Origin of the sequence: Neisseria shayeganii 871, assembly GCF_000226875.1 — a bacterium.
GTDB lineage: Bacteria > Pseudomonadota > Gammaproteobacteria > Burkholderiales > Neisseriaceae > Eikenella > Eikenella shayeganii.
Genome location: NZ_JH164926.1, coordinates 1,591,799 through 1,613,824, shown reverse-complemented (window position 1 = coordinate 1,613,824; position 22,026 = coordinate 1,591,799). Strand labels below are relative to the sequence as shown.

Here is a 22,026-nt window from a genome sequence, read left to right as displayed (position 1 = left end):
ATATTTGATTTTTAGGAATGTTAAGAAGGATATAAGCAATGAAATTGATTCTAAAAACCGTATCGGCCGCATCTTTGGCGGCTGTATTGGGTGCTTGTGCAGGAGGCGGTGCGGTGCATATACCCGATTCAACAGCGACTATGCCAACGGTTTCCCCTTTGAATGTTTCTGATGTGCAGCCTCTGCAAGGTAGTTATACGGGTCATAATTTCAATGCGGCTCAGCCGGTGTCGTCACATAGCAATCCGGCTGTTGGAACACTTAAAGCAGTGAGCTTGCCAAAAGAGGTTCTGCTTAACGTTTATAATGATCGCAAGAACGTATTCATTTATGAAACGGCAGACGGTAAACAATATGCTTTGTTAGGAACCGGAAATCCTTTTGTGCCCACGGCAGCGACGAGTGTTTCTGTTGCTCCGCCAAGAGTGAAAATGTCGGAAACCGCAGCAGGGGATAAATTTATTGTGTGTTGTGATCAGTTTTATAATAGTAGGTTTATACCAGCCCGAGTCGGTGATCACGACGACGGGGGGGTGCGCTATGGCGTTTGGATTTCAGCTTCAGGTAGGGTTGATATGTTTTACGGGGGCACGCCTGCTGTTCCGGCTCAAATGTTAGGGGCTTCTGGTAATGGCGGGGTGCCTAGGGGAAAAGCAACTTATGAAGTGGCCGCCTTCCGGGTGCGTGATGGGCAAGCGGTGATGTCTACCCATGATGTTGCAAATACGGCGAACCGATCATTGTTAACTGTCAATTTTAACAGTAGGAAAATGGGCGGTACCATTTTAGGTAATGCGGAATTTGGCGACAATATTGTATTTGGTGATGTGTCTGTCGACGGCGCCAGCTTTTCTGGTTCGGTAACTTCGGCTGGGGTGAGCGGACAAGTAGAAGGAAGTTTTTATGGACGTAACCATACTACCGGGAGCTATATCGGGGGGAGAGCCGTTTTTAACGGCAGAAATGACTTAGACAGTGTTTTTGGGGGAAGTATTCGTAGACAAGGTCAAGCTTCCTATGTAGGGGATGATGTCAATCATTTGGACTAAGCAAGTTAGTCTAAATTTTTGATATTTCAATATATTTTTATTCATTTATTCTGTAATCTTATTGAAAATCTTCCTTATGAAAACAAAACCTTATTTCAAATATACAACCCTATGCTTGATTTTGTTGGCTGTTTATCCTCCTGTATATGCTGAGCAGGTTTCTGTGGGTGTGGCAGATGGTGAGGGCAGCACCGAGTTAGAAACTATCCGGGTGCAAGGCCAGCGTCGGCCGGCCACTTTGGGGCGCACCCGCCAAAACCGCGAACAGCTGGATCGCGAAATGGTGCAGGATATCCGTGATATGGTGCGCTATGATCCCGGTATCAGCGTGGTGGAAGGCGGTCGTGCCGGCAGCAACGGCTTTGCCATCCGAGGGGTGGACAAAGACCGCGTGGCGATTACGGTAGACGGCTTGGAGCAGGGGGAAAGCCGTTCCTCTTCGGCGTTCCAAGAGTTGTTTGGTGCCTACGGAAATTTCAATACCAACCGCAATGCCGCCGAGCTGGAGCACATGAGCGATGTGGTGATCAGCAAAGGGGCGGATTCGATTACCGCCGGCAGCGGCGCCTTGGGTGGCGCGGTGATCTACCGCACCAAATCGCCGCGCGATTATGTGGACGAAGAAAAGCCCTACCACATCGGCTTGAAAACCGGTTTTATGAGCCGTTCTAATTTATGGTATGCCAGCGGCACTTTTGCCGGCCGGTTGGGAAATTTTGACGCCTTGGCTGTTTTGACCACACGGCAAGGGCATGAAACCAAGATTCACAGCCCCGCAGGGGATGTGCTGCTACATGACGATAGGGGTACCGTGCATAATCCCTCCCACAATGAATATAACGGTGTGGCCAGAGGCATACCCGACCCTCAAGAGATTGAAGGCAAGGGCAATCTGTTCAGGGTGGGCTATCATTTTAATCCGAGCAATTACTTGGGTGTCGTTTATGAAGAAACCCGGGAAGACCGTGAAACCAAGGAACTGTCCAATCTGTTTCAAATTGCCAATCCGGCCGGCGAATACCGCTATCGTAATGACATCAGCTACCGCAGCCGCTTTGGCTTGGAATATGAAAACCTGCTAACCCGAGGGCCTTGGGATAAGCTGAATTTGGCATGGGATCGCCAAAAAATCGATATGACAACCTTTACTTGGGATATTCCCAGTACGGATTCGCTGGCCACGCCAAGCGCCCAAAATTTTTTCCGCTATCGGAAGCTCTCCTATGATTTGGATCAATTAAAGCTGAGTGCCGATAAACATTTTGACTTTAATCCTTCTTTCTCTTGGGATTTGTCTTATGGCTTGGGCTTGGGTAATAAAGAAAACAGCAATAAAAATTTGGAGTATTTCTCATATGTTTATTATCCGCATATTGCAACCAGTAATATCGAAGATAAAGAATTTTTGGTCAGTACCCGCACCCGTAACCGTTTTGCTTATGTAAATAACAGTTTCCGTTTTGGCGACCCTATCAAATTGAACTTGGGCATACGTTATGATTACAGCAAAATGAATACACTGGAGTCGGACAGTTTGGCGCCGAAGGTTGAACAAGAGCTGAGGAGGGTGGGTATCTGGCAACAGGCTGCTACTTTTAAATCACCGAGTTATGCGGCAGGTATGGATTGGAATGTGACTCCCGGATTGACCTTGCAGGCGAAATACGGCACGGCATTCCGTGCCCCTACCACGGATGAAATGTGGTTTTATTTCCCCAGCAGCTTATTTTATGTTGACCCCAATCCCAATCTAAAAGCAGAGCGGTCAAGAAATTTTGAACTGGGTTTGGATGCACATGGTAACTGGGGGCATTTGCGCCTGTCCGGTTTCCGTACCCGCTATCGTGATTTTATTGATTTCGGCCCGCAAGGTGTACAGAGCCGTATGGCTTTTGGTACCACAGCCCCTATTCCGGTAGTGGTTTACCAAAACTTTAACCGTACCCGGGCAACTGTGCGCGGTTTGGAATTGCAAAGCCGTTTGAATCTGGATGCTGTGGGCTTGCCGCAAGGCAGCTATGCCACATTGGCGGCCAGCTATGTGAAAGGCGATGCAGACGGGGAGCCCATTAACGCCATCCAGCCTTTCAACGGGGTATTGGGCTTGGGTTACCAGCAACCGGATGACCGCTGGGGCTTGAGCACTCAGATAAGCTATTTTGCCCGCAAAAATCCGAATGATACGGTTGCAGACCCGGGCAGTACCCGTGGGCCTACTTTCCCGTTTGCCCAGCATCACCGTGCTTATTGGCTGGTGGATCTAACCGGTCATTATCGCTTTGGCCGCCACATCACTTTGCGCGGCGGGGTTTACAATTTGTTTAACCGCAAATACTATACTTGGGACAGCATCCGCAGTATCCGCGAATTCGGTACGGTGAACCGCGTGGACAACCAAACCCATGCCGGCATCAGCCGCTTCCAAGCGCCGGGTCGTAATTTTAGCGTGGTATTGGAAGCCAAGTTCTAAGCTTTTCAGGTAGCCTGAGTGTGTTTGCCTCAGGCTACCTGAATACATTTCCATGATTTTTGATTATCCGGAAGGAAGCACGAATGAGTACGCAAGAGAATGTTATTCCCTTTGCCCAATATCTGAAAGAAAACAGCCGCACCACTCACGACAGCGTGGACGAATTGGTGATGTCGGTCAAGCCGTTCGACAATCCCGAAAACTACACCCGTTTCCTGCAGCTGCAGGCCGTGTTCCACAAAATCGTGGACGGTATTTATAAAGACCCGGCCTTGAACGAGAAAATCCCCGGTCTGGCCGAATTGGCCCGCTACGATGCCGTGATGCTGGATTTGAAAGACCTCAACGGCAGCGAAAAAGCGATTGCCACTCCGATTCCGCAACCGCAAGGCATGGAGGCTTTGGGCTGGTTGTATTGCGCCGAAGGCTCCAATGTGGGGGCGGCGTTTTTGTTTAAAGATGCGCAAAACAAGCTGGGCTTTACCGCCGAACACGGCGCTCACCACTTGGCTCCGCATGCCGACGGCCGCGGCAAACACTGGCGCGAGTTTGTGGAACAATTGAACGGCTTGGGCATCACCGGTGCCGACCAAGAGACTGCTTTGAAAGGCGCACTGGATGCTTTTGCTTTCTACAAAGTATTGGTGCGCGAAATCTTTGAATTGCCGGCCGCTGCCTAATTGGCTTGAACGGATAAAAGGCTACCTGAAACCCGGTTTCAGGTAGCCTTTTGCTGTTTGGATATCGCTTATCGGGCAGGGGTAATCAAAAGAAAGGCGCGATGAAGCGCAATGCGCGTTTTGTTAGCCCTGCCGCTTGCGAGGGCTAAGGCGCCAGCCGCTCTTTAATCCAGATGCCGTTTTCCAGGCGGTATTGCACGCGGTCGTGCAGGCGGCTGGGACGGCCTTGCCAAAATTCCACCCGGTCGGGAATCACCACATAGCCGCCCCAATGCGGCGGGCGCGGAACGTGCAGCGGATGTTTCAGGCCGACGGCTGCGGCACGGCTGACCAGTACCGACTTGCCGCTGATGACCGAGCTTTGTTCGCTGGCCCAAGCACCGATGCGGCTGGTGTAGGGGCGGCTTTCGAAATATTCGTCTGAAGCGGCCGCATCCAGTTTTTCCACTTTGCCTTCCACCCGCACCTGGCGTTCGAGTTCCGGCCAGAAAAAGGTGAGGGCGGCAAAAGGGTGGGCGGCCAGGGCGCGGCCTTTGCGGCTGTGGTAGTTGGTGAAAAACACAAAACCCTGCGCATTGACTTCTTTGAGCAGCACCATACGGCTGTTGGGCCGCCCTTCGTCATCCACGGCGGCAATATTCATCGCTGTGGGTTCGTTGACTTGGGCGGTAATGGCTTCGTTCAGCCATTGTTCGAATTGGGTGAGCGGATGCTCGGGGCAATCGGCCTCCGATAGTTCGCGTTTGCTGTAGTCTTCGCGGATGTCGTGCAGATTCATGGGCTTCCTCGATAAAACGGCAAAATAAGGATTTGATAAAGGCTATCATCTTGATATGGAAACAGAAAGACGGTTTCTGCTGCCACGGATTTTGCTATAATAACGCATCTTCCGGTTTTGAGATAATGATGCCATGCAACTGACCGCTGTGGGCCTCAACCACCAAACTGCGCCTTTGAGTATCCGCGAGCGTTTGGCTTTTGCCGCCGCTTCCCTGCCCGATGCTTTGAAAGCCTTAGTGGGCAGCCATGCCGCCAAAGAGGCGGTGATTTTATCTACCTGCAACCGCACCGAGCTGTATTGCGTTGGTGAGTCGGACGATATTGTCCGCTGGTTGGCGGGTTACCACCACATCCCCACCGAGCAAATCGAGCCGTATCTGTACCGCTATCAAACCGAGGAGGCGGTGCGCCATGCTTTCCGTGTGTCCTGCGGCTTGGACAGCATGGTTTTGGGCGAGCCTCAGATTTTGGGGCAGATCAAAGATGCGGTGCGGGTGGCGCAAGAGCAGCAGGCGGTGGATTCGCTGTTGAATGCGCTGTTTCAAAAAACGTTTGCCATTGCCAAGGAAGTGCGTACCAGCACGGCCGTTGGGGAAAATTCGGTGAGCATGGCGGCGGCCAGCGTAAAAATGGCCGAGCAGATTTTCCCGGATATTGCCGATTTGAATGTGCTGTTTATCGGGGCAGGAGAGATGATTGAGCTGGTGGCCACTTATTTTGCCGCCAAGCAGCCGAAACAAATCACGGTGGCCAACCGCACTTTGCCGCGGGCGCAAGAGCTGTGCGCCAAACTGTTGGCACCGGCCGATTCCTGTTTGCTGAGTGATCTGCCGGAGATTCTGCACCGCTATGATGTGATTGTGTCTTCCACTGCCAGCCAGCTGCCGATTGTGGGCAAAGGCATGATGGAGCGTGCGCTGAAGCAGCGCCGTCATATGCCGGTTTTCCTACTCGATTTGGCGGTGCCGCGCGACATCGAAGCCGAAGTGGCGGATTTGGGCGATGCCTACCTCTACACGGTGGACGATATGATGAACATCGTGCAGAGCGGGCAGCAGGCGCGCCGTGAAGCCGCCGCCGAAGCCGAGCGGATGGTGGATGGCAAGGTCAGCGAATTCATGGCTTGGCAGCGCAGCCGCCAAACCGTGCCTTTAATCCGCTCTTTAAGGGATGAAGGTGAGAGGGCGCGCCAGTATGTGCTGGAGAATGCCAAAAAACAATTGGCCAAAGGTGTGCCGCCCGAAGATGTGTTGGAGCGTTTGTCGGTGCAGCTTACCAATAAGCTGATGCACCCGCCCACGCATACGCTTGCCCGGGCCGACAATACCCACCGCCATTTGGTGGACGCGGTGGTGGAGATATACGGTTTGCAAAAGTAAAGGGCGGCTGTTTGGTCGTTAAGGGCTGCCGGCCATCGCAGCCAGCAATAAGTGGAAAAATTGGTTTGGAAGTCGGTTTCATGGTACGGATGAGGCCGGCTTCCAAATTTTTTGGCTTATATCTATAATAGTAATTATTCTTTTTTATAAAGTGAAGAAAGGTAATTATGTCCTATTGGCAGCAATATCAAACCGCAAAAGCAGAAAAAGACCGTATGTATTTCCCGCGTGAGGGCGCAGAGGATTTGGGTATCAGCGAGGGCGAATTAATGGCCGATGCACCGGGCGCCACTTATTTGGGCAGCAATATCCGCGACATCATTCTGCAGTTGCACCGCTTGGGGCAGGTGGAATGTATTTTGCGTAACAGCACGGCGGTGCATGAAAAGCAGGGCGTTTATGAAAATGTCAGCCTCAACGGGCAGGCCGGCATCGCGCTCAATATGGGCGGCATCGATTTACGCATTTTCGCCAAGCATTGGCATCATGCTTTGGCGGTTGAAGATGACACCCGTACGCCTCCTTCACGTTCCGTTCAGTTTTACGACGAATACGGCACGCCCATGCAAAAAGTATTTATGCGCGACAATCATCAAACCGAAGCGTGGCAGGCGCTTTTGGCGCAATTCGCGACGCCGGGCAAGCCCGAGTTCAAGGTGGCGCAACACACTCCGGTTTCGGTGCCCGAGCCTTTGTCTGAAGAGCAATTGGCTGCTTTTCACCAACGCTGGATGGATTTGAAAGATGTCCACCATTTCGGCGGCATTCTGGAAAGCTTCGGCTTAGACCGCCCATCCGCTTACCAACAAGCCCCGGAGGGCATGGCGGTGCAGGTAAAAACCGAGGTTTGGGAAGAGGCGTTGAACCGCATCCGAGAGGCCGGGCTGCCGGTGATGATTTTTGTCGGCAACCAAGGATTGGTGCAAATTCAGAGCGGTAAAGTACATCATGTGGTGCGTGCCCGAGGCTACCTGAATATCTTGGACAGCAAGGAAGAGGGCTTCAACCTTCACCTGCAAGACGATGCCCTGGCCGAAACTTGGGTGGTCCGCCGCTGTATCCGCGACGGTTTGCTGACCTGCATTGAAGGTTTCGACGAGCACCGCAAAACCGTGATTCAGATTTTCAGCCTGCGCCAGGAGGGCCAAGCCGAATCGACGGTTTGGCAGGAAATCACCAACGGTTTGATGCAGCGTTTCCGATTGGAGCAGTAAGCCCTAAGCCGCAAGATGGAAAATTGGTTACGGCAAGTTCCTTGGCCTCAGGCTGAGACCTTTGCAAAACCCCCATCTGCGGCGCATTTCTGCGTTGTGCGCTGCTCGCTCGCTTGCCTATCTATATGATATGTCTGCACTCGCTGTGCTGCTACGCCTTGAACTGCATCCACATCTGGAGGTTTTGCAAAGGTCTCAGGCTACCTGAAACCTGGATCGCAATAACAGCATAAACAACATAAACAACCGCCTGTCTGATGATGATTCCGGACAGGCGGTTTTATTGCGGATACTTACTTCTTCAACCTTCCGTGCAATTCCTGCACGCTGTACACACCGAGGGCGTTCATGCTTTTCACGCCTTCGCTCATGGCTTCGCCGCCGGCCACGGTGGTGTATTGCGGCACGCGCTGGGTGAGCGAAGTGCGGCGGATGCTGTGGCTGTCGGCCACAGATTGGACGTCGCTGCCTACGGTGTTGACCACCAAGGCGATTTCGCCGTTTTTAATCGCATCCACAATATGCGGGCGGCCTTCCGGCACTTTGTTCACCACTTGCACGGTTACGCCTTGCTCTTGCAGATAAGCGGCAGTACCGCGGGTGGCGCATACGCCGTAGCCCAGAGCTTGGAAGTTTTTGGCGGTTTTCACGATTAACGGTTTGTCTTCGTCGCGCACGGCGATAAACACTTTTCCGGTGGCAGGCATACGTTCGCCCGCGCCGAGTTGGGCTTTCAGGTAGGCTTCGCCGAAGGTTGCGCCCACGCCCATCACTTCGCCGGTCGAGCGCATTTCGGGGCCGAGAATGGTATCCACACCGGGGAATTTGATGAACGGGAACACGGCTTCTTTCACGGCATAGAAATCGGGAACCACTTCTTTTTCTACGCCTTGCTCTTTCAGGCTGATGCCTGCCATCGCGCGCGCGCCCACTTTGGCCAGCGGCACGGAAGTGGCTTTGGAAACAAACGGCACGGTACGCGAGGCACGCGGGTTCACTTCCAGCACGAACACCACGCCGTCTTGCACGGCAAATTGCACGTTCATCAGGCCGACCACGTTCAGCGCATAAGCCATCGCTTTGGTTTGGCGGCGGATTTCGTCTTGAATCTCTTCGGAAAGCGAGTATGGCGGCAGCGAGCAGCCCGAATCGCCCGAGTGGATGCCGGCCTGCTCAACGTGCTGCATGATGCCGCCGATCACCACATCTTTGCCGTCTGAAACGCAATCCACATCTACTTCGATGGCGTTGTTCAAGAAGAAATCGAGCAGCACGGGGCTGTCTTCGGAAACCTGCACGGCTTCGCGCATGTATTTCTGCAACTGTTCGGCAGAATGCACCACCTGCATGGCGCGGCCGCCCAACACATAAGACGGGCGCACCACCAGCGGATAGCCAATTTCTTCGGCCAGCACCAACGCCTCTTCTTCGTTGCGCGCGGTGCGGTTGGGCGGTTGGCGCAAACCCAGATCGTTCAACACTTTTTGGAAGCGTTCGCGGTCTTCGGCGGCGTCAATCGAATCGGCAGACGTGCCGATGATGTTCACGCCGTTTTCCACCAAAGCATTGGCTAGTTTCAGCGGGGTTTGGCCGCCGTAATGCACAATCACGCCCCACGGGTTTTCGGTGCGCACGATTTCCAACACGTCTTCCAGCGTGAGCGGCTCGAAGTAGAGGCGGTCGGAAGTGTCGAAGTCGGTGGAAACGGTTTCGGGGTTGCAGTTCACCATAATGGTTTCAAAACCCGATTCGCGCAGCGCCAGCGCGGCGTGTACGCAGCAATAGTCGAACTCGATACCTTGGCCGATGCGGTTGGGGCCGCCGCCGAGAATCATCACTTTTTTGTTTTCAGACGGCCTCGCTTCGCATTCCTCTTCGTAAGTGGAATAGAGGTAAGCCGTGTCGGATTGGAATTCCGCCGCGCAAGTGTCCACGCGCTTGTACACGGGGTGCAGCTTCAAGCCGTAGCGGTGTTCGCGCACTTCTTTTTCCCCTACGGGACTTCCTGCGGGCGCGCCCAAGCTCAACAATTGCGCCAAGCGTTTGTCGGAAAAGCCTTTGCGTTTCAAGCGGCGCAGAGTAGCGTAGTCCAAATCGTTCAGATGGCCGTCTGAAACTTTTTGTTCTTCTTGAACCAAGTCTTCGATTTGCGCCAAGAACCACGGATCAATCGCGCAAATTTCGTGGATGTCTTCCTTGCTGAAACCGGCGCGGAACGCATCGGCCACATACAGAATGCGCTCGGGGCCGGGGTTGGCCAGCTCGCGGCGGATTTCCGCCTTGTCGGTAGTTTTCGGGTTGAAGCCGCACAAACCGGTTTCCAAACCACGCAGGGCTTTCTGCATCGACTCCTGAATGGTGCGGCCCATCGCCATCACTTCACCCACCGATTTCATTTGCGTGGTCAGGCGGTCGTCGGCAGCGGGGAATTTTTCAAAGGCAAAACGCGGGATTTTCGTAACCACATAATCAATGCTCGGCTCAAACGATGCGGGCGTGCGTCCGCCGGTGATGTCGTTGCGCAACTCGTCCAGCGTAAAGCCCACCGCCAGTTTTGCCGCCACTTTCGCAATCGGAAAGCCCGTGGCTTTGGAAGCCAGCGCCGAAGAACGGCTCACGCGCGGGTTCATCTCAATCACAATCATCTCGCCGTTTTCAGGGTTGATGGCAAACTGCACGTTCGAGCCGCCCGTGTCCACGCCGATTTCGCGCAGCACCGCCAAGCTTGCATTGCGCATGATTTGGTATTCTTTGTCGGTGAGCGTTTGCGCGGGCGCAACCGTGATGCTGTCGCCCGTGTGCACGCCCATCGGGTCGAAGTTTTCAATCGAACAGATGATGATGCAGTTGTCGTTTTTATCGCGCACCACCTCCATTTCATACTCTTTCCAGCCCAGCACCGATTGCTCGATCAGCAACTCATGGGTGGGCGAGGCATCGAAACCGCGTTCGCAAATCGCGATAAATTCGTCTTTATTGTAGGCAATGCCGCCACCCGAACCGCCCATGGTAAACGACGGACGGATCAGCGTAGGAAAGCCCACCTGCTCTTGCGCCGCCAGTGCTTCGTTCATGGTGTGGCACACGAAAGATTTCGGGCAATGCAAGCCGATTTTTTCCATCGCCTCTTTAAAGCGGCCGCGGTCTTCCGCTTTATCAATCGCGTCTTCCGTTGCACCGATCAGCTCGACGTTATATTTCGCCAGCACACCGTTGCGCGCCAAATCCAGCGCACAGTTCAGCGCCGTTTGGCCGCCCATGGTCGGCAGCACCGCATCGGGTCGCTCCTTGGCGATAATCTTCTCAACGGTCTGCCACATAATCGGCTCGATATAGGTAACATCGGCCATATCCGGGTCGGTCATAATCGTGGCCGGGTTGGAATTCACCAGAATCACTTTATAACCTTCCTCGCGCAGCGCCTTACACGCTTGCGCGCCGGAATAGTCGAACTCGCAGGCCTGGCCGATAACAATGGGGCCGGCGCCGATGATTAAAATGGATTTTAGGTCGGTACGTTTGGGCATGGTGTTTACTCTTTAAAATATTAAAAAAGCATTAGGAAAATTACTTTGTTTCTAAATTTATTGAGTCTGCTCCTGAACTCTTTTGAGTTGACTCCTGAATTTCTTGCTTTATTTCTGAATTTTTTGATTCAGCTTTATAAATAAGGGTTGTATTCTGGGTATTAATTATTACCACATTTTCAGCAAATTTTTTTCCGTTACACATCGGATAAACATAATAAAATTCTTTTGTTTTTAATAAAAGAAAACCTTCAAGCACTCGCTTGTCATCTGTTCTAACTGTTACATCAAATCCACCTAATTTCATTCGCTGCAAAGTATGTTCAGTAAATTTATCCAGTTTAAGGCTTGGCATCAGAATTAGTAATATTAAAATGACTGCAGATATGAAAGATAGCTTTTGTATTTTTTGCTTAGGAAGCCTTCTATTTTTTTTAAACTCCTCTAAAACTTCCTTTACTTTCTTTACTTTCAAAAATGTTCCCCAACCATAAAAGCAAGCGTAGGTTGGGTTGGAGCGAAGCGTAAACCCAACATTGCCATGCTTGATTATTTTGTCTAAATGCTGGGTTACGGCCTGCGGCCTAACCCAACCTACGATTAACCAACCTATGGCATTTTTTATGCAATGGTTTTGTTGGGTTTATCAATCCAACCTACATCTTTATCTTTCAAACGTCATTATTCGCCGAAATCCCCCTCTGTTTCTACGCTGCTCCCCACCCAATCCGCGGGCAAAATGCCTCTTTGCACATAACGGTGAAACGATGAATACGGCCAATCGGCTACCCGCGTTACATATCCGTGCTTCACCGGGTTGAAATGAATGTAATCAATATGGGCATTCAAATCCCGCTCGTCGCGGATTTGATGTTCCCAATAACGCCGCTGCCAAATCCCGCGTTCGTTTTTGCGTCTGCGGGCAGCGGATATGTCTTCCGTTTTGGGCAAGGCTCGGGAAAATCCGGCTTTAATCATGCGCAGGCGCATGGGGTAATCGCTGTCGTTTTCAGGTAGCCTGATTAATAAATGCAGATGCTCGGGCAAGACGCACACGGCAATCATTTCAAACGGGTGCTTTTGCTTTACCACTTTTACGGCCTGCCGCAGCTTGTCGATATGCCGCACCAGCCAATCTTGCCGGCGGTCTTGTAGGACGAGGGTGAAAAAATAGCACCCACCCGGTGTGAAGCTGCGGCGATATTGCATGGCTACCTCCGTGTTGCGGAAAGCGTTGCGTAGGCAAACGTAGCCTAAATGTTGGGTTACGGCCTGCGGCCTAACCCAACCTACGGCTGTTCAGGCTACCTGAAAGCAGGTTGTAGTAAATGTAGCTTGGGTTGAAGCGCAGCGTAAACCCAATATGGCCATGCTTGATTATTTTGACTTATGTTGGGTTACGGTTTGTGCCCGATCCCAATCTACCGGCTGCGGAGGTAAGGGCGTATTTTTACAAAAAGGCCGTCTGATTGTCAGACAGCCTTTTTTGTGTCGGTTTCCCCTGCCTGAATGTGTATGTCGGCCGGGCGGGATTATACGGTATTTCAGGCGCTCTGCGGCGGGGAAATTCGGAGTCGGGCTACCTGAAAGACGGCGGGCTGCTTGAAAACAGGGCGTTCAGGTAGCCTGTGGCTTACCACAGATGGCGCATGGCTGCTTGCTCTTGGCGGATGCGGACGGCGAGAATTACCAAGTAAACGGGCAGGCCGATGGCCATGGTGGTCCAGGCGTGGCAGAGCAGGCCGATGCCGATGAGTTCGGGAATGACGTTGAGGAAATAATTGGGGTGGCGCACATGGCGGAAGAGCCAGGAGTGGTTGAGGGTGTGTTGGGGGTGGATGTAGATTTTCAGCGTCCAGATCTTGCCGAGCGCGTGGATCACGTAAAACAGCATGGCGAGGGCGAAGGCGGTCAGGGCGGCGCCGGCGGTGGAGACGGCATCAAAGGATGTGCCGCGGAGATGGGATTCGGCCAGGGCGGCGAAGTAGTAGGCAATGTGGGCGGCGGCCAGCAGCTTGGAATTTTTTTCACCAAACTGCTTGGCGCCTTCGGCAATCAGGCGCTTTTCGTTGCGGATGGAAATGGAGAGGGAGACGAGGCGGATGGCGAAAAAGAGGAAAAACAGGGTGGTAATCATGTTTGCTGGGTTTCGGTGAAGGGCTTAAACGGTGGCCAACCACATCTTCACGGCGAAACCGGCAAACATCAGCCCGACCATGCCCATGGCGCAGGCGGAAAGCCGCTGGTAGCGGCGGAACAGCCGTGTCATTTTGTGTCCGGCGAACACCAGCAGGTTGAGGTAGAGAAAGCTGGTGGTCTGCAAAATCACCGCCAGCACCAGGAAGGAGAGGGCGGGGTGCGGATAGGCGGGATCGACAAACTGGACGAAAAACGACAGAAAAAACAATATGGCCTTGGGATTGGTGAGGCTCAAGAGCAGGGCGCGTTTGAAAATGTGGCGGGCCGGCTGGACAGGGCTGTTTTCAGCGGCCTGCACACTAGACGGGGCGAGCCGCCATTTTCTGACAGCGCCGCGCAATAAATTGAAGCCGATATAGGCCAGATAGAGGCCGCCCACCAGTTTGAGGCCGTCAAACAGGGTGGGATAGAGTTTGAGCAGGGTGCCGGCGCCGAGAATGGTGGCCAGCATCAGCAGGGTGTCGCCGAAGATGATGCCGGCGATGGCGCGGTAGGCGGCTTTCACGCCGTGCTGGACAGCGATGGATAGGCAGAACAGGGAGTTGGGGCCGGGCAGGATGATGACGGCGACGGTGCCGATGATGTAGGTGATGAGGTGGACGGTGCCGAACATGGGTGCTTGCTTTCAGGTAGCCTGCGGCGGCTGGGCTGCGGACGGCAGGCAAAAAAATAACCGCTGCAAGGCGGTGTGTGGGTGGTTTTGGTGCCCGAGACCGGAATCGAACCGGTACGCCCGTATTAGGGGCGACGGATTTTAAGTCCGTTGTGTCTACCAATTTCACCACTCGGGCCATGTACCGGATGAGCCGGTACACAGGGAACTGGAGGCGGGGGCGCGGATTTTAACCGGCCTATGCGGAGGTTGCACCCCCCGCAGCATAAACACTCTGCCACCCCGCCGTGAAGCTGGAGAGATTGGAGGCGGAAGTCGGAATCGAACCGGCGTACACGGCTTTGCAGGCCGCTGCATAACCACTCTGCCATTCCGCCAAAGGGTGCGTTTTAGAAAGGAAAAACGGCTGAAACTTGGAGCGGGAAACGAGTCTCGAACTCGCGACCTCAACCTTGGCAAGGTTGCGCTCTACCAACTGAGCTATTCCCGCAGGGTGGATTTATCTGCATTCCGGCAAGGCTGCCGCTTGTGAAGGCGGGTGGAGCGGGAAACGAGTCTCGAACTCGCGACCTCAACCTTGGCAAGGTTGCGCTCTACCAACTGAGCTATTCCCGCATACCGGAAACTGAAGCAGACAAAACGATAAACTGGAGCGGGAAACGAGTCTCGAACTCGCGACCTCAACCTTGGCAAGGTTGCGCTCTACCAACTGAGCTATTCCCGCATCGGGTGTTTTCCGGCGTGGCCGTACTCACGAAAGGACGCCATTATAGGGCGATTGGCGGCGCAGTCAAGCTGCGGGCCGGGGAAATTTTTTTGGTGTCTGTTATTTATTGGAATTTTCTTGTTTGCGGCGAGCTGTTTCGGTGGTGCAAGCCGGGTTTCAGGTGGCCTGAAGGCGGCCTGTGGCCGGCGTTTGTCTGTAATTTCTGCTTTAGTGCCGCTATAATGCGGCATTTGTTCCTTCCCCATCCCAAATTTTCCCATCAGAAAGGTGAAATACATGAGCCTGAAAATCGCCATCAACGGTTACGGCCGCATCGGCCGCCAAGTTTTGCGCGCCATTTACGAATACAATCTGCGCGACCAATTCGAAATCGTGGCGGTGAACGCCAGCGGCGGCCTGGAAACCAATGCCCACCTGACCAAATTCGACACCGTGCACGGTCGCTTTGCCGCCGATGTGCGCCACGACGACACCCATTTGATTGTGAACGGCGACCACATTCCCTTCTTCTCCACCCGCAATCCGGCCGAACTGCCGTGGCGCGATTTGGGCGTGGATTTGGTGATGGAATGCACCGGCGCGTTCACCAGCAAAGAAAAATGCCAAGCCCACTTGGATGCCGGCGCCAAAAAAGTGCTGATTTCCGCGCCCGGCGGCGACGATGTGGACGCTACCGTGGTGTACGGCGTCAACCACGATGTGCTCACTGCCGACATGACTGTGGTCTCCAACGCTTCCTGCACCACCAACTGCCTGGCGCCGGTGGCCAAAGCGCTGCACGACGGCTTGGGCGTGGTCAAAGGCCTGATGACCACCATCCACGCCTTCACCAACGACCAAGTGCTCACCGATGTGCGCCACAAAGACCTGCGCCGCGCCCGCAGCGCGGTGGACAATATGATCCCCACCAAAACCGGTGCCGCCAAAGCCGTGGGCTTGGTGTTGCCCGAGTTGAAAGGCAAGCTCGACGGTTTTGCCGTGCGTGTGCCCACCATCAATGTGTCGCTGGTGGACCTCACTTTTGAAGCGGCGCGCGAAACCAGCGTGGAAGAAGTGAACGCCATTGTGAAGGCCGCCAGCGAAGGCGCGATGAAAAACATCTTGGGCTACAACACCCTGCCTTTGGTGTCGTCCGACTTCAACCACAGCACCGAAGCCTCTACCTTCGACAGCACGCTGACCAAGGTTTCCAACGGCAATATGGTGAAAGTGCTGGCTTGGTACGACAATGAATGGGGCTTCAGCTGCCAGATGCTGAACACCGCCCGCGCCATGTTCGGCATGGAAGTACGTCCGCTGGTGTAAGCCGTTGATGAGAATGGAAAGCCGCGCCGAAAGGGGCGGCTTTTTGCTTTTCAGGTAGCCTGCTGCGGTTTGGGGCTACCTGAAAGCAATGGAGCGGCCCGATTGGCGGCCTGACCATAAAACCAGGGCCTCCCTTAGTACGGCGGGAGGCCCTGGTTTTGATTGGCGGGATGTTACAGCACGTAGCGGGCCAAATCTTCCTGTTCGGCCACTTCTTCCAGCCGTTCGTTTACATAGGCGGCGTCCACGAGGGTTTGGCCGGCCGGGGTTTGGAACGACACGTCTTCCAGCAGTTTTTCCAACACCGTGTGCAGACGGCGGGCGCCGATGTTTTCGGTTTTTTCGTTCACGTGGAAGGCGATTTCCGCCAGGCGGGTGATGCCTTCGTCGGCAAACACCAAATCCACGCCGTCGGTGGCGAGCAGGGCTTGGTATTGCTTGGTGAGGCAGGCGTCGGTGCGGGTGAGGATGGCTTTGAAGTCGTCCACGGTGAGGCTTTCCAGCTCCACGCGGATGGGAAAGCGGCCTTGCAGCTCGGGAATCAGGTCGCTGGGTTTGCTCAGGTGGAAGGCGCCGGAAGCGATGAACAGGATGTGGTCGGTTTTGACCATGCCGTATTTGGTTTGCACGGTGGTGCCTTCCACCAGGGGCAGCAGGTCGCGCTGCACGCCCTGGCGCGATACGTCGCCGCCGTGGCGGCTGCTGTCGGTGGCGATTTTGTCGATTTCGTCGAGGAAAACGATGCCGTGCTGTTCCACCGCACGCACGGCCTGTTCGCGCAAGTCTTCTTCGTTCACCAGTTTGGCCGCTTCTTCGTCTAAGAGCAGCTTCATGGCGGCGGCCACTTTCATTTTCTGTTTTTTGGTGCGGCCTTGCTGCATTTTGCTGAACATGTCCTGCAGCTGGCTGCTGAATTCCTCCATGCCGGGCGGCCCCATCACCTGCATGCCGCCGGCGGGGGTATGGGCGATGTCGATGTCGATTTCTTTATCGTCCAATTCGCCGCGGCGCAGCATGTCGCGGAATTTCTTGCGGGTGTTGCTTTCCGGCTGCGGCTCGGGGGCTTCGCCGGCAAAACCGGCTTGGCGCGGCGGCGGCAGCAGGGCGTCGAGAATGCGGTTTTCGGCGGCGTCTTGTGCGCGGTCGCGGTTTTTCTGCACCGCCTGTTCGCGCAGGTTTTTGAGGGCGATTTCCATCAGGTCGCGCACGATGCTGTCCACATCGCGGCCCACATAGCCCACTTCGGTAAACTTGGTGGCTTCGATTTTGATAAACGGCGCATTGGCGAGGCGTGCGAGGCGGCGGGCGATTTCGGTTTTGCCCACGCCGGTGGGGCCGATCATCAGAATGTTTTTCGGCACGATTTCGCTGCGCAGCGGTTCGGCCACTTGGGAGCGGCGGTAGCGGTTGCGCAGGGCCACGGCCACGGCTTTTTTGGCTTGGTTTTGGCCGATAATGTGTTTGTCGAGTTCGTGAACGATTTCTTGGGGGGTCATCATGGCGGTGGTGCTCATGGGGGAATCCTTGGGGCTGACAATGAAGCCGGAAATGGCGGCAGGCCGGGGAAAATCAAGGGAAGCAGGCTACCTGAAAGCGGCGGGCGGGTTTCAGGTAGCCTGTGTGCCGTTCGGACGGCGGCCGCTTATCTGCCGTGTGGCGCGGTATTTGTTTTGCCAAAACAGTGGCATGCGTTGTTTTGAGTGATTTTTGCCCGGTAAGGCTTGGTAGGCATGGCGGTTTTGCGTAGAATGTCGCCTCGAATAAAATTGAGAATAAATTTTATTTGGTTGACAGTTCAGCCTTTCGACCGTTTACTTTTCCGGATTTCCCATGAAACGCACTTTTTGTTTTGAAGCCAAAGTTTTGGTTTTCGCCCTGGCCGCCGTCGGCAGCCCGGGCTTTGTTTTTGCCCAAACCGCCCAAGCGGAGGACACCGCCACCGAGTTGGAAAATATTGAGGTAACGGCCAAGCGCCGCTACGACAACGGCTACCAGCCGGTGGCCGCCGATGTGGTGGGCGGGGGCAATACGCCGCTGGTGGAGATTCCGCGCAGCGTGAATGTGGTGACGGCCGCGGTATTGGAAGACCGCCGCCCGTCTTCTTTGGACGAAGCGCTGCAAACCGTGAGCGGCATCCGTCAGGCCAATACGCTGGCCGGCACGCTGGATGCGGTGGTCAAGCGCGGTTTCGGCGACAACCGCGACAACTCCATTTTGCGCAACGGCATGCAGATGTCGCAAACCCATTTGTTTTCGCCCACTGCCGAACGGGTAGAGGTGTTGAAAGGGCCGGCTTCCGTGCTGTACGGGGTGCAGGATCCCGGCGGCGTGGTAAATGTGGTCACCAAGCAGCCGCAGTTCAAACCCGCGTATGTGCTCAGTACCGCTTTGGGCAGCCACAACAGCCGCCAGTTCGGCCTGGACTTTACCGGCCCCATCGGCGAAACAGGTTTGGCCTACCGCCTGATTGCCGACCACCGGCAAAGCGATTACTGGCGCAATTTCGGTGAAAAAAGGCAAACCACGCTGGCGCCTTCGGTCAAATGGGTGGGGGACGGCACCACGCTGAGCGCCTCTTACGAATATCTGGATTACACCGTGCCGTTTGACCGCGGCACCTTTATCGACAGCACGCCCGGCAGCGCAAATTACGGCAAGCCCTTGGCGATTCCGGCCAAGCGCCGTTTGGACGAGCCGTTTAGCGAGCAGAGCGGCAAAAACCATTTGTTCCAGTTTACGGCCGACCATTATTTCAACGACAACTGGAAAATGCGTTTCAACTACGGCCTGACCTACCACACCTACGATGACTGGAAAGCGCGGATTCTCAATACGGCATCGGGCATCGACACCGCCACCGGCCGGGTATTGCGCCGCATCGACGGCACGCAGGACGCCCGTTTGCGCGTGCACAATCTTGCCCTCGGCGTGAACGGCGACGCGCATTGGGGCACAGTGCGCCACAAGCTGTCTTTCGGCATTGAAGCCATGCGCAACGACCGACTGTTGAGGCGGATTTACCAAGGCAATGCGGCCGGCAACCACACCATCAATATGTACGACCCGCAGTACGGCGGCATCGCGCCGCAGCCGGGCGTGAACACCATAGACGGGCAGGGCAACAACACCCGCCAAACCGAGGAGCTGAAAACGGCTTCGCTGTATGTGAACGATGCCGCTTATTTCGGCGACAAATGGATTGTTTCCGGCGGCCTGCGCCTGGATTATTACGACCAATACGCCGGCCGCCAAAACGGTGCCAAACCCGGACGCAATACCAAAGGGCTGCCGCATGAGTTTCGGGTAAACACCGACAACCACGGCTGGAACCTGTCGCCGCAGATCGGCGCGGTGTACCGCATCCATCCGCAATGGTCGGCTTATGCCGGCTACGCCACCTCATTCCGCCCGCAGGTATCGATTGGGAGTGAGATTCCCGGCGAGGCCAAGCCCGAGCGCGGCCGTGCGTTCGAAGTGGGCGCCAAATACGCCGGCGGGCAGTTGTCGGCGGCGGTGGCGGCTTTCCACATCGTCAAGGAAAACGTGCGCTATACCACCACCGTGGGCGGCCAAACCGAAGTCCGTTTTGCCGGCCGGGCCCGTTCTTACGGTTTGGAAGCCGAAGTCGGCGGCCAGATTACCGAGCGTTTGGGCATCAATGCCAATTACGCCTATACGCGTACCGAGGCATTGGAAGCGGAGCCGGGTGTGGCCGGCCTGCCGTTGAACAATACGCCGCGCAACCAGTTCGGCCTCTACCTCACTTACGACTTCGGCCGCGTGGCGGGCGGCAGCCTGCGCGGCGGCCTGGGCGGCAAGTTTAACGGCAGCTGGTACATCGGCGACACCCGGGGCGGTTTGTGGAAAATCCCGTCTGCGGCCACCGCAGACGCCTTTCTCTCTTACGACACCCAAGTGGGCGGTAGCCGGCTGAACCTGCGCCTCAACGGCAAAAACCTGAGCAACCGCCTGTATTACACCTCCACCGTTGCCTCTTCGGCGCATTTCCCCATGATTGCCATCGGCAATCCGCGCGAAATCAGTCTGTCCGCCAAGCTGGCGTTTTAAATTCAATCGAGGCAAAGGCTACCTGAAAACCGCCAGTACGGCTGAGCAGGCTTTCAGGTAGCCTTTCCGGTTGCGTCTGCCGCAACGGCAGGCCGCCGTTTGCCCGCAGGGGTGGGAAAATGAATCAGGAAAAATGGAAAATCGAGCTGGAAAGCACGCCGTGGTGGCTGTTGGAAAGCTTTGCCGGCGTGCTGCTGTTTTGTCTGCTGGCGGCGCTGCTGCTCGGCCGTACCCGCTTCGGCAGGCAGTTTGCCCGCATCGTGCGGCCCTGCCTGCAGAGGCCGGCCGCGGCCAAAACGGCGGCTCTGTTGCTTTTGCTCTTGCTGATGGTGTTGGTGGAAGTGCGCATCAGCGTGCTGAACACCTTTTTTTACAACGGCCTGTACAGCTCGCTGCAAGACGGGGCGGTGGAAGCATTTTGGTTTTTCGCCCTCATCAATGCGGCGCTGATGGCGGTGAAAATCCTCCACACCGTGTTCAACGATTTTTTGGAACAGGTGTTTATGATCCGCTGGCTGGAACGGCTCAACCAAGTGCTGACCGACCATTGGCTGGCGCACAAAAACTATTACCGCCTGCACATGCGGCGCCATGCGCCCGACAACATCGACCAGCGCATTCAGCAGGACGCACAGGATTTCATCGTGACCACGGTGGAGATGGTGCGCGGCCTCATCAATGCGGTGGTGTCGGTGGTGGAATTTACCGTGATTCTGTGGGGTTTGTCGGGCGTACTCACGCTGTTGGGCGTGGACATTCCGCGTGGGATGGTGATGTTTATCTACCTGTTTATTCTGGGCGCCACCCTGGCCTCGGTGTGGATCGGCCGGCCGCTGGTGGGCCTCAACTTTCAAAACGAGCGCTTGAACGGCGACTACCGCTACGCCTTGGTCCGCGTGCGCGACCATGCCGAGAGCATCGCCTTTTACGGCGGCGAGGCGGCCGAGCGGGACAATCTGCGCCGCCATTTCGCCCGCATCATCCGCAACCGCTGGCGGATTGTCTACCGCAGCCTGGGCCTGAACGGCTTCAATACCGGCATCACCCAAATTTCCAATCTGCTGCCGCTGATGCTGCAGGCGCCGCGCTTTTTTGCCGGCGAAGTGAAAATCGGCGATATGCACCAAACCGTGCAGGCGTTCAACCGCCTCCAGCGCGCCCTCTCGTTTTTCCGCAACACCTACGAAGCCTTTACCGCCTACCAGGCGCGGGTGGAGCGTTTGGCCGGCTTTTTGTGCCACACCGCCCATCAGGATCCCGTGCGCCTGCCGCAAACCGAAACCGCCCGCGGCGTATTGTCGGCCGAAGGGCTGACGCTGTACCGCAGCGACGGCGGCATTTTACTGGCCGACATCGGTTTTCAGGTAGCCGACGGCGATGCGCTGCTGATCCAAGGGCCATCCGGTTGCGGTAAAACCTCCCTGCTGCGGGCGCTGGCCGGTTTGTGGCCGTTCGGCAGCAGCGGCCGCATCCGCAGCCCGGCGCACGGCCATACGCTGTTTGTGCCGCAGCACCCCTATATGCCGCAAGGAACGTTGCGGCAGGCGCTGTGTTATCCCGATTTGCAGCCGGACGATGCCGCCCTGCACCGGGCGATGGACGGCTGCCGCTTAGGCTACCTGAAAAGCTGTTTGGATCGCGAAAACGACTGGCAGCACAAGCTCTCGCCCGGCGAATTGCAGCGGGCGGCCTTTGTGCGCATCGTATTGGGCAGACCACAGCTGGTGTTGCTGGACGAAGCCACCTCGGCTTTGGACGAAGAAACCGAAGCCGCCCTTTACCGTTTGATCCGCAAAGAATTGGCCGACAGCATGATTGTGAGCATCGGCCACCGCAGCAGCCTGAACGCCTTTCACAACAAAGTGGTGTGTATCGGAGAGGCGGCCTGCACCTGAGCCGGCGGCCTGACGGCTTTTCAGGTAGCCTCAAAGGCCGGCTGAAACAACGGCATACGCTTGCCGACAGAAAAACCGACACCGTGCCGCCAAAGCCGGCACGGTGTCGGTTTTTCTATA

The 22,026-nt window shown here is 55.4% G+C and carries 16 protein-coding genes and 5 tRNA genes; 9 read left to right on the top strand and 12 right to left on the bottom strand.

Translation table 11 applies throughout. The features are described 5' to 3' along the window. Positions 1–38: 38 nt before the first annotated feature. The 3 genes from HMPREF9371_RS12015 to HMPREF9371_RS07370 all read left to right on the top strand — a co-directional run bounded on the left by HMPREF9371_RS12015 (position 39) and on the right by HMPREF9371_RS07370 (position 4,199). On the top strand, positions 39–1,049 hold the full coding sequence (locus HMPREF9371_RS12015) for a transferrin-binding protein-like solute binding protein (protein ID WP_009119401.1): 1,011 nt from the start codon (positions 39–41) through the stop codon (positions 1,047–1,049). Positions 1,050–1,125: 76 nt separating this feature from the next. Beyond that, on the top strand, positions 1,126–3,519 hold the full coding sequence (locus tag HMPREF9371_RS07375; protein WP_009119400.1) for a TonB-dependent hemoglobin/transferrin/lactoferrin family receptor: 2,394 nt from the start codon (positions 1,126–1,128) through the stop codon (positions 3,517–3,519). 83 nt (positions 3,520–3,602) lie between these two features. After that, complete coding sequence (locus HMPREF9371_RS07370; RefSeq protein WP_009119399.1) at positions 3,603–4,199, top strand: biliverdin-producing heme oxygenase; 597 nt, start codon at positions 3,603–3,605, stop codon at positions 4,197–4,199. A 145-nt stretch (positions 4,200–4,344) separates the two neighbouring features. On the opposite strand, the gene pdxH is transcribed toward HMPREF9371_RS07370, so the two are convergent. Next, positions 4,345–4,977, bottom strand: a complete 633-nt coding sequence (gene pdxH / locus HMPREF9371_RS07365; protein ID WP_009119398.1) for a pyridoxamine 5'-phosphate oxidase — start codon at positions 4,975–4,977, stop codon at positions 4,345–4,347. A gap of 133 nt (positions 4,978–5,110) precedes the next feature. Here pdxH and hemA point away from each other — a divergent pair, with 133 nt between their 5' ends. The 3 genes from hemA to HMPREF9371_RS13540 all read left to right on the top strand — a co-directional run bounded on the left by hemA (position 5,111) and on the right by HMPREF9371_RS13540 (position 7,780). Continuing rightward, positions 5,111–6,358, top strand: coding sequence for a glutamyl-tRNA reductase (gene hemA, locus HMPREF9371_RS07360; RefSeq protein ID WP_009119397.1), 1,248 nt, complete (start codon positions 5,111–5,113; stop codon positions 6,356–6,358). Between the two features lie 167 nt (positions 6,359–6,525). Next, on the top strand, positions 6,526–7,572 hold the full coding sequence (locus HMPREF9371_RS07355) for a hemin-degrading factor (protein ID WP_009119396.1): 1,047 nt from the start codon (positions 6,526–6,528) through the stop codon (positions 7,570–7,572). A 61-nt stretch (positions 7,573–7,633) separates the two neighbouring features. Beyond that, positions 7,634–7,780, top strand: coding sequence for a hypothetical protein (locus tag HMPREF9371_RS13540; protein ID WP_009119395.1), 147 nt, complete (start codon positions 7,634–7,636; stop codon positions 7,778–7,780). An 85-nt stretch (positions 7,781–7,865) separates the two neighbouring features. On the opposite strand, the gene carB is transcribed toward HMPREF9371_RS13540, so the two are convergent. The 10 genes from carB to HMPREF9371_RS07310 form a co-directional block, all read right to left on the bottom strand. Then, positions 7,866–11,099: a carbamoyl-phosphate synthase large subunit gene (gene carB / locus HMPREF9371_RS07350; protein WP_009119394.1), complete on the bottom strand. Its 3,234-nt coding sequence runs from the start codon at positions 11,097–11,099 to the stop codon at positions 7,866–7,868. Between the two features lie 40 nt (positions 11,100–11,139). Further along, a complete protein-coding gene (locus HMPREF9371_RS12555; RefSeq protein ID WP_156787007.1) occupies positions 11,140–11,574 on the bottom strand; it encodes a hypothetical protein in 435 nt (144 codons plus the stop codon). A 206-nt stretch (positions 11,575–11,780) separates the two neighbouring features. After that, on the bottom strand, positions 11,781–12,308 hold the full coding sequence (locus HMPREF9371_RS07345; protein ID WP_009119392.1) for an REP-associated tyrosine transposase: 528 nt from the start codon (positions 12,306–12,308) through the stop codon (positions 11,781–11,783). A gap of 424 nt (positions 12,309–12,732) precedes the next feature. Then, positions 12,733–13,236 carry an isoprenylcysteine carboxyl methyltransferase family protein gene (locus HMPREF9371_RS07340; protein WP_009119391.1) on the bottom strand — a complete coding sequence of 168 codons (504 nt, stop codon included), beginning with the start codon at positions 13,234–13,236 and terminating at the stop codon, positions 12,733–12,735. 24 nt (positions 13,237–13,260) lie between these two features. Continuing rightward, positions 13,261–13,911, bottom strand: a complete 651-nt coding sequence (leuE, locus tag HMPREF9371_RS07335; RefSeq protein ID WP_009119390.1) for a leucine efflux protein LeuE — start codon at positions 13,909–13,911, stop codon at positions 13,261–13,263. An 88-nt stretch (positions 13,912–13,999) separates the two neighbouring features. Next, a tRNA-Leu gene (locus HMPREF9371_RS07330) sits at positions 14,000–14,089 on the bottom strand. 125 nt (positions 14,090–14,214) lie between these two features. After that, positions 14,215–14,288: transfer RNA gene (locus tag HMPREF9371_RS07325), tRNA-Cys, on the bottom strand. 37 nt (positions 14,289–14,325) lie between these two features. Beyond that, positions 14,326–14,401: transfer RNA gene (locus HMPREF9371_RS07320), tRNA-Gly, on the bottom strand. 49 nt (positions 14,402–14,450) lie between these two features. Next, a tRNA-Gly gene (locus tag HMPREF9371_RS07315) sits at positions 14,451–14,526 on the bottom strand. 33 nt (positions 14,527–14,559) lie between these two features. Further along, a tRNA-Gly gene (locus HMPREF9371_RS07310) sits at positions 14,560–14,635 on the bottom strand. A 279-nt stretch (positions 14,636–14,914) separates the two neighbouring features. On the opposite strand from HMPREF9371_RS07310, the gene gap reads away from it, so the two are divergent. After that, positions 14,915–15,943 (top strand): type I glyceraldehyde-3-phosphate dehydrogenase, encoded by a 1,029-nt coding sequence (gene gap, locus HMPREF9371_RS07305; RefSeq protein ID WP_009119389.1) that lies wholly within the window; start codon positions 14,915–14,917, stop codon positions 15,941–15,943. Positions 15,944–16,116: 173 nt separating this feature from the next. Here gap and hslU read toward each other — a convergent pair whose 3' ends face one another. Then, positions 16,117–17,457 carry an ATP-dependent protease ATPase subunit HslU gene (hslU, locus tag HMPREF9371_RS07300; RefSeq protein WP_009119388.1) on the bottom strand — a complete coding sequence of 447 codons (1,341 nt, stop codon included), beginning with the start codon at positions 17,455–17,457 and terminating at the stop codon, positions 16,117–16,119. A gap of 316 nt (positions 17,458–17,773) precedes the next feature. On the opposite strand from hslU, the gene HMPREF9371_RS07295 reads away from it, so the two are divergent. Further along, positions 17,774–20,011 carry a TonB-dependent siderophore receptor gene (locus HMPREF9371_RS07295; RefSeq protein ID WP_009119386.1) on the top strand — a complete coding sequence of 746 codons (2,238 nt, stop codon included), beginning with the start codon at positions 17,774–17,776 and terminating at the stop codon, positions 20,009–20,011. 119 nt (positions 20,012–20,130) lie between these two features. After that, positions 20,131–21,906: an ABC transporter ATP-binding protein/permease gene (locus HMPREF9371_RS07290; protein WP_009119385.1), complete on the top strand. Its 1,776-nt coding sequence runs from the start codon at positions 20,131–20,133 to the stop codon at positions 21,904–21,906. The last annotated feature ends 120 nt before the right edge of the window (positions 21,907–22,026 follow it).

What these genes read in the sequence shown, in the direction of transcription:
- HMPREF9371_RS12015 (WP_009119401.1), top strand. Translation starts at nt 39, where the DNA reads ATGAAATTGATTCTAAAAACCGTATCGGCCGCATCTTTGGCGGCTGTA.
- HMPREF9371_RS07375 (WP_009119400.1), top strand. Translation starts at nt 1,126, where the DNA reads ATGAAAACAAAACCTTATTTCAAATATACAACCCTATGCTTGATTTTG.
- HMPREF9371_RS07370 (WP_009119399.1), top strand. Translation starts at nt 3,603, where the DNA reads ATGAGTACGCAAGAGAATGTTATTCCCTTTGCCCAATATCTGAAAGAA.
- pdxH (WP_009119398.1), bottom strand. Translation starts at nt 4,977, where the DNA reads ATGAATCTGCACGACATCCGCGAAGACTACAGCAAACGCGAACTATCG.
- hemA (WP_009119397.1), top strand. Translation starts at nt 5,111, where the DNA reads ATGCAACTGACCGCTGTGGGCCTCAACCACCAAACTGCGCCTTTGAGT.
- HMPREF9371_RS07355 (WP_009119396.1), top strand. Translation starts at nt 6,526, where the DNA reads ATGTCCTATTGGCAGCAATATCAAACCGCAAAAGCAGAAAAAGACCGT.
- carB (WP_009119394.1), bottom strand. Translation starts at nt 11,099, where the DNA reads ATGCCCAAACGTACCGACCTAAAATCCATTTTAATCATCGGCGCCGGC.
- HMPREF9371_RS07345 (WP_009119392.1), bottom strand. Translation starts at nt 12,308, where the DNA reads ATGCAATATCGCCGCAGCTTCACACCGGGTGGGTGCTATTTTTTCACC.
- HMPREF9371_RS07340 (WP_009119391.1), bottom strand. Translation starts at nt 13,236, where the DNA reads ATGATTACCACCCTGTTTTTCCTCTTTTTCGCCATCCGCCTCGTCTCC.
- leuE (WP_009119390.1), bottom strand. Translation starts at nt 13,911, where the DNA reads ATGTTCGGCACCGTCCACCTCATCACCTACATCATCGGCACCGTCGCC.
- gap (WP_009119389.1), top strand. Translation starts at nt 14,915, where the DNA reads ATGAGCCTGAAAATCGCCATCAACGGTTACGGCCGCATCGGCCGCCAA.
- hslU (WP_009119388.1), bottom strand. Translation starts at nt 17,457, where the DNA reads ATGAGCACCACCGCCATGATGACCCCCCAAGAAATCGTTCACGAACTC.
- HMPREF9371_RS07295 (WP_009119386.1), top strand. Translation starts at nt 17,774, where the DNA reads ATGAAACGCACTTTTTGTTTTGAAGCCAAAGTTTTGGTTTTCGCCCTG.
- HMPREF9371_RS07290 (WP_009119385.1), top strand. Translation starts at nt 20,131, where the DNA reads ATGAATCAGGAAAAATGGAAAATCGAGCTGGAAAGCACGCCGTGGTGG.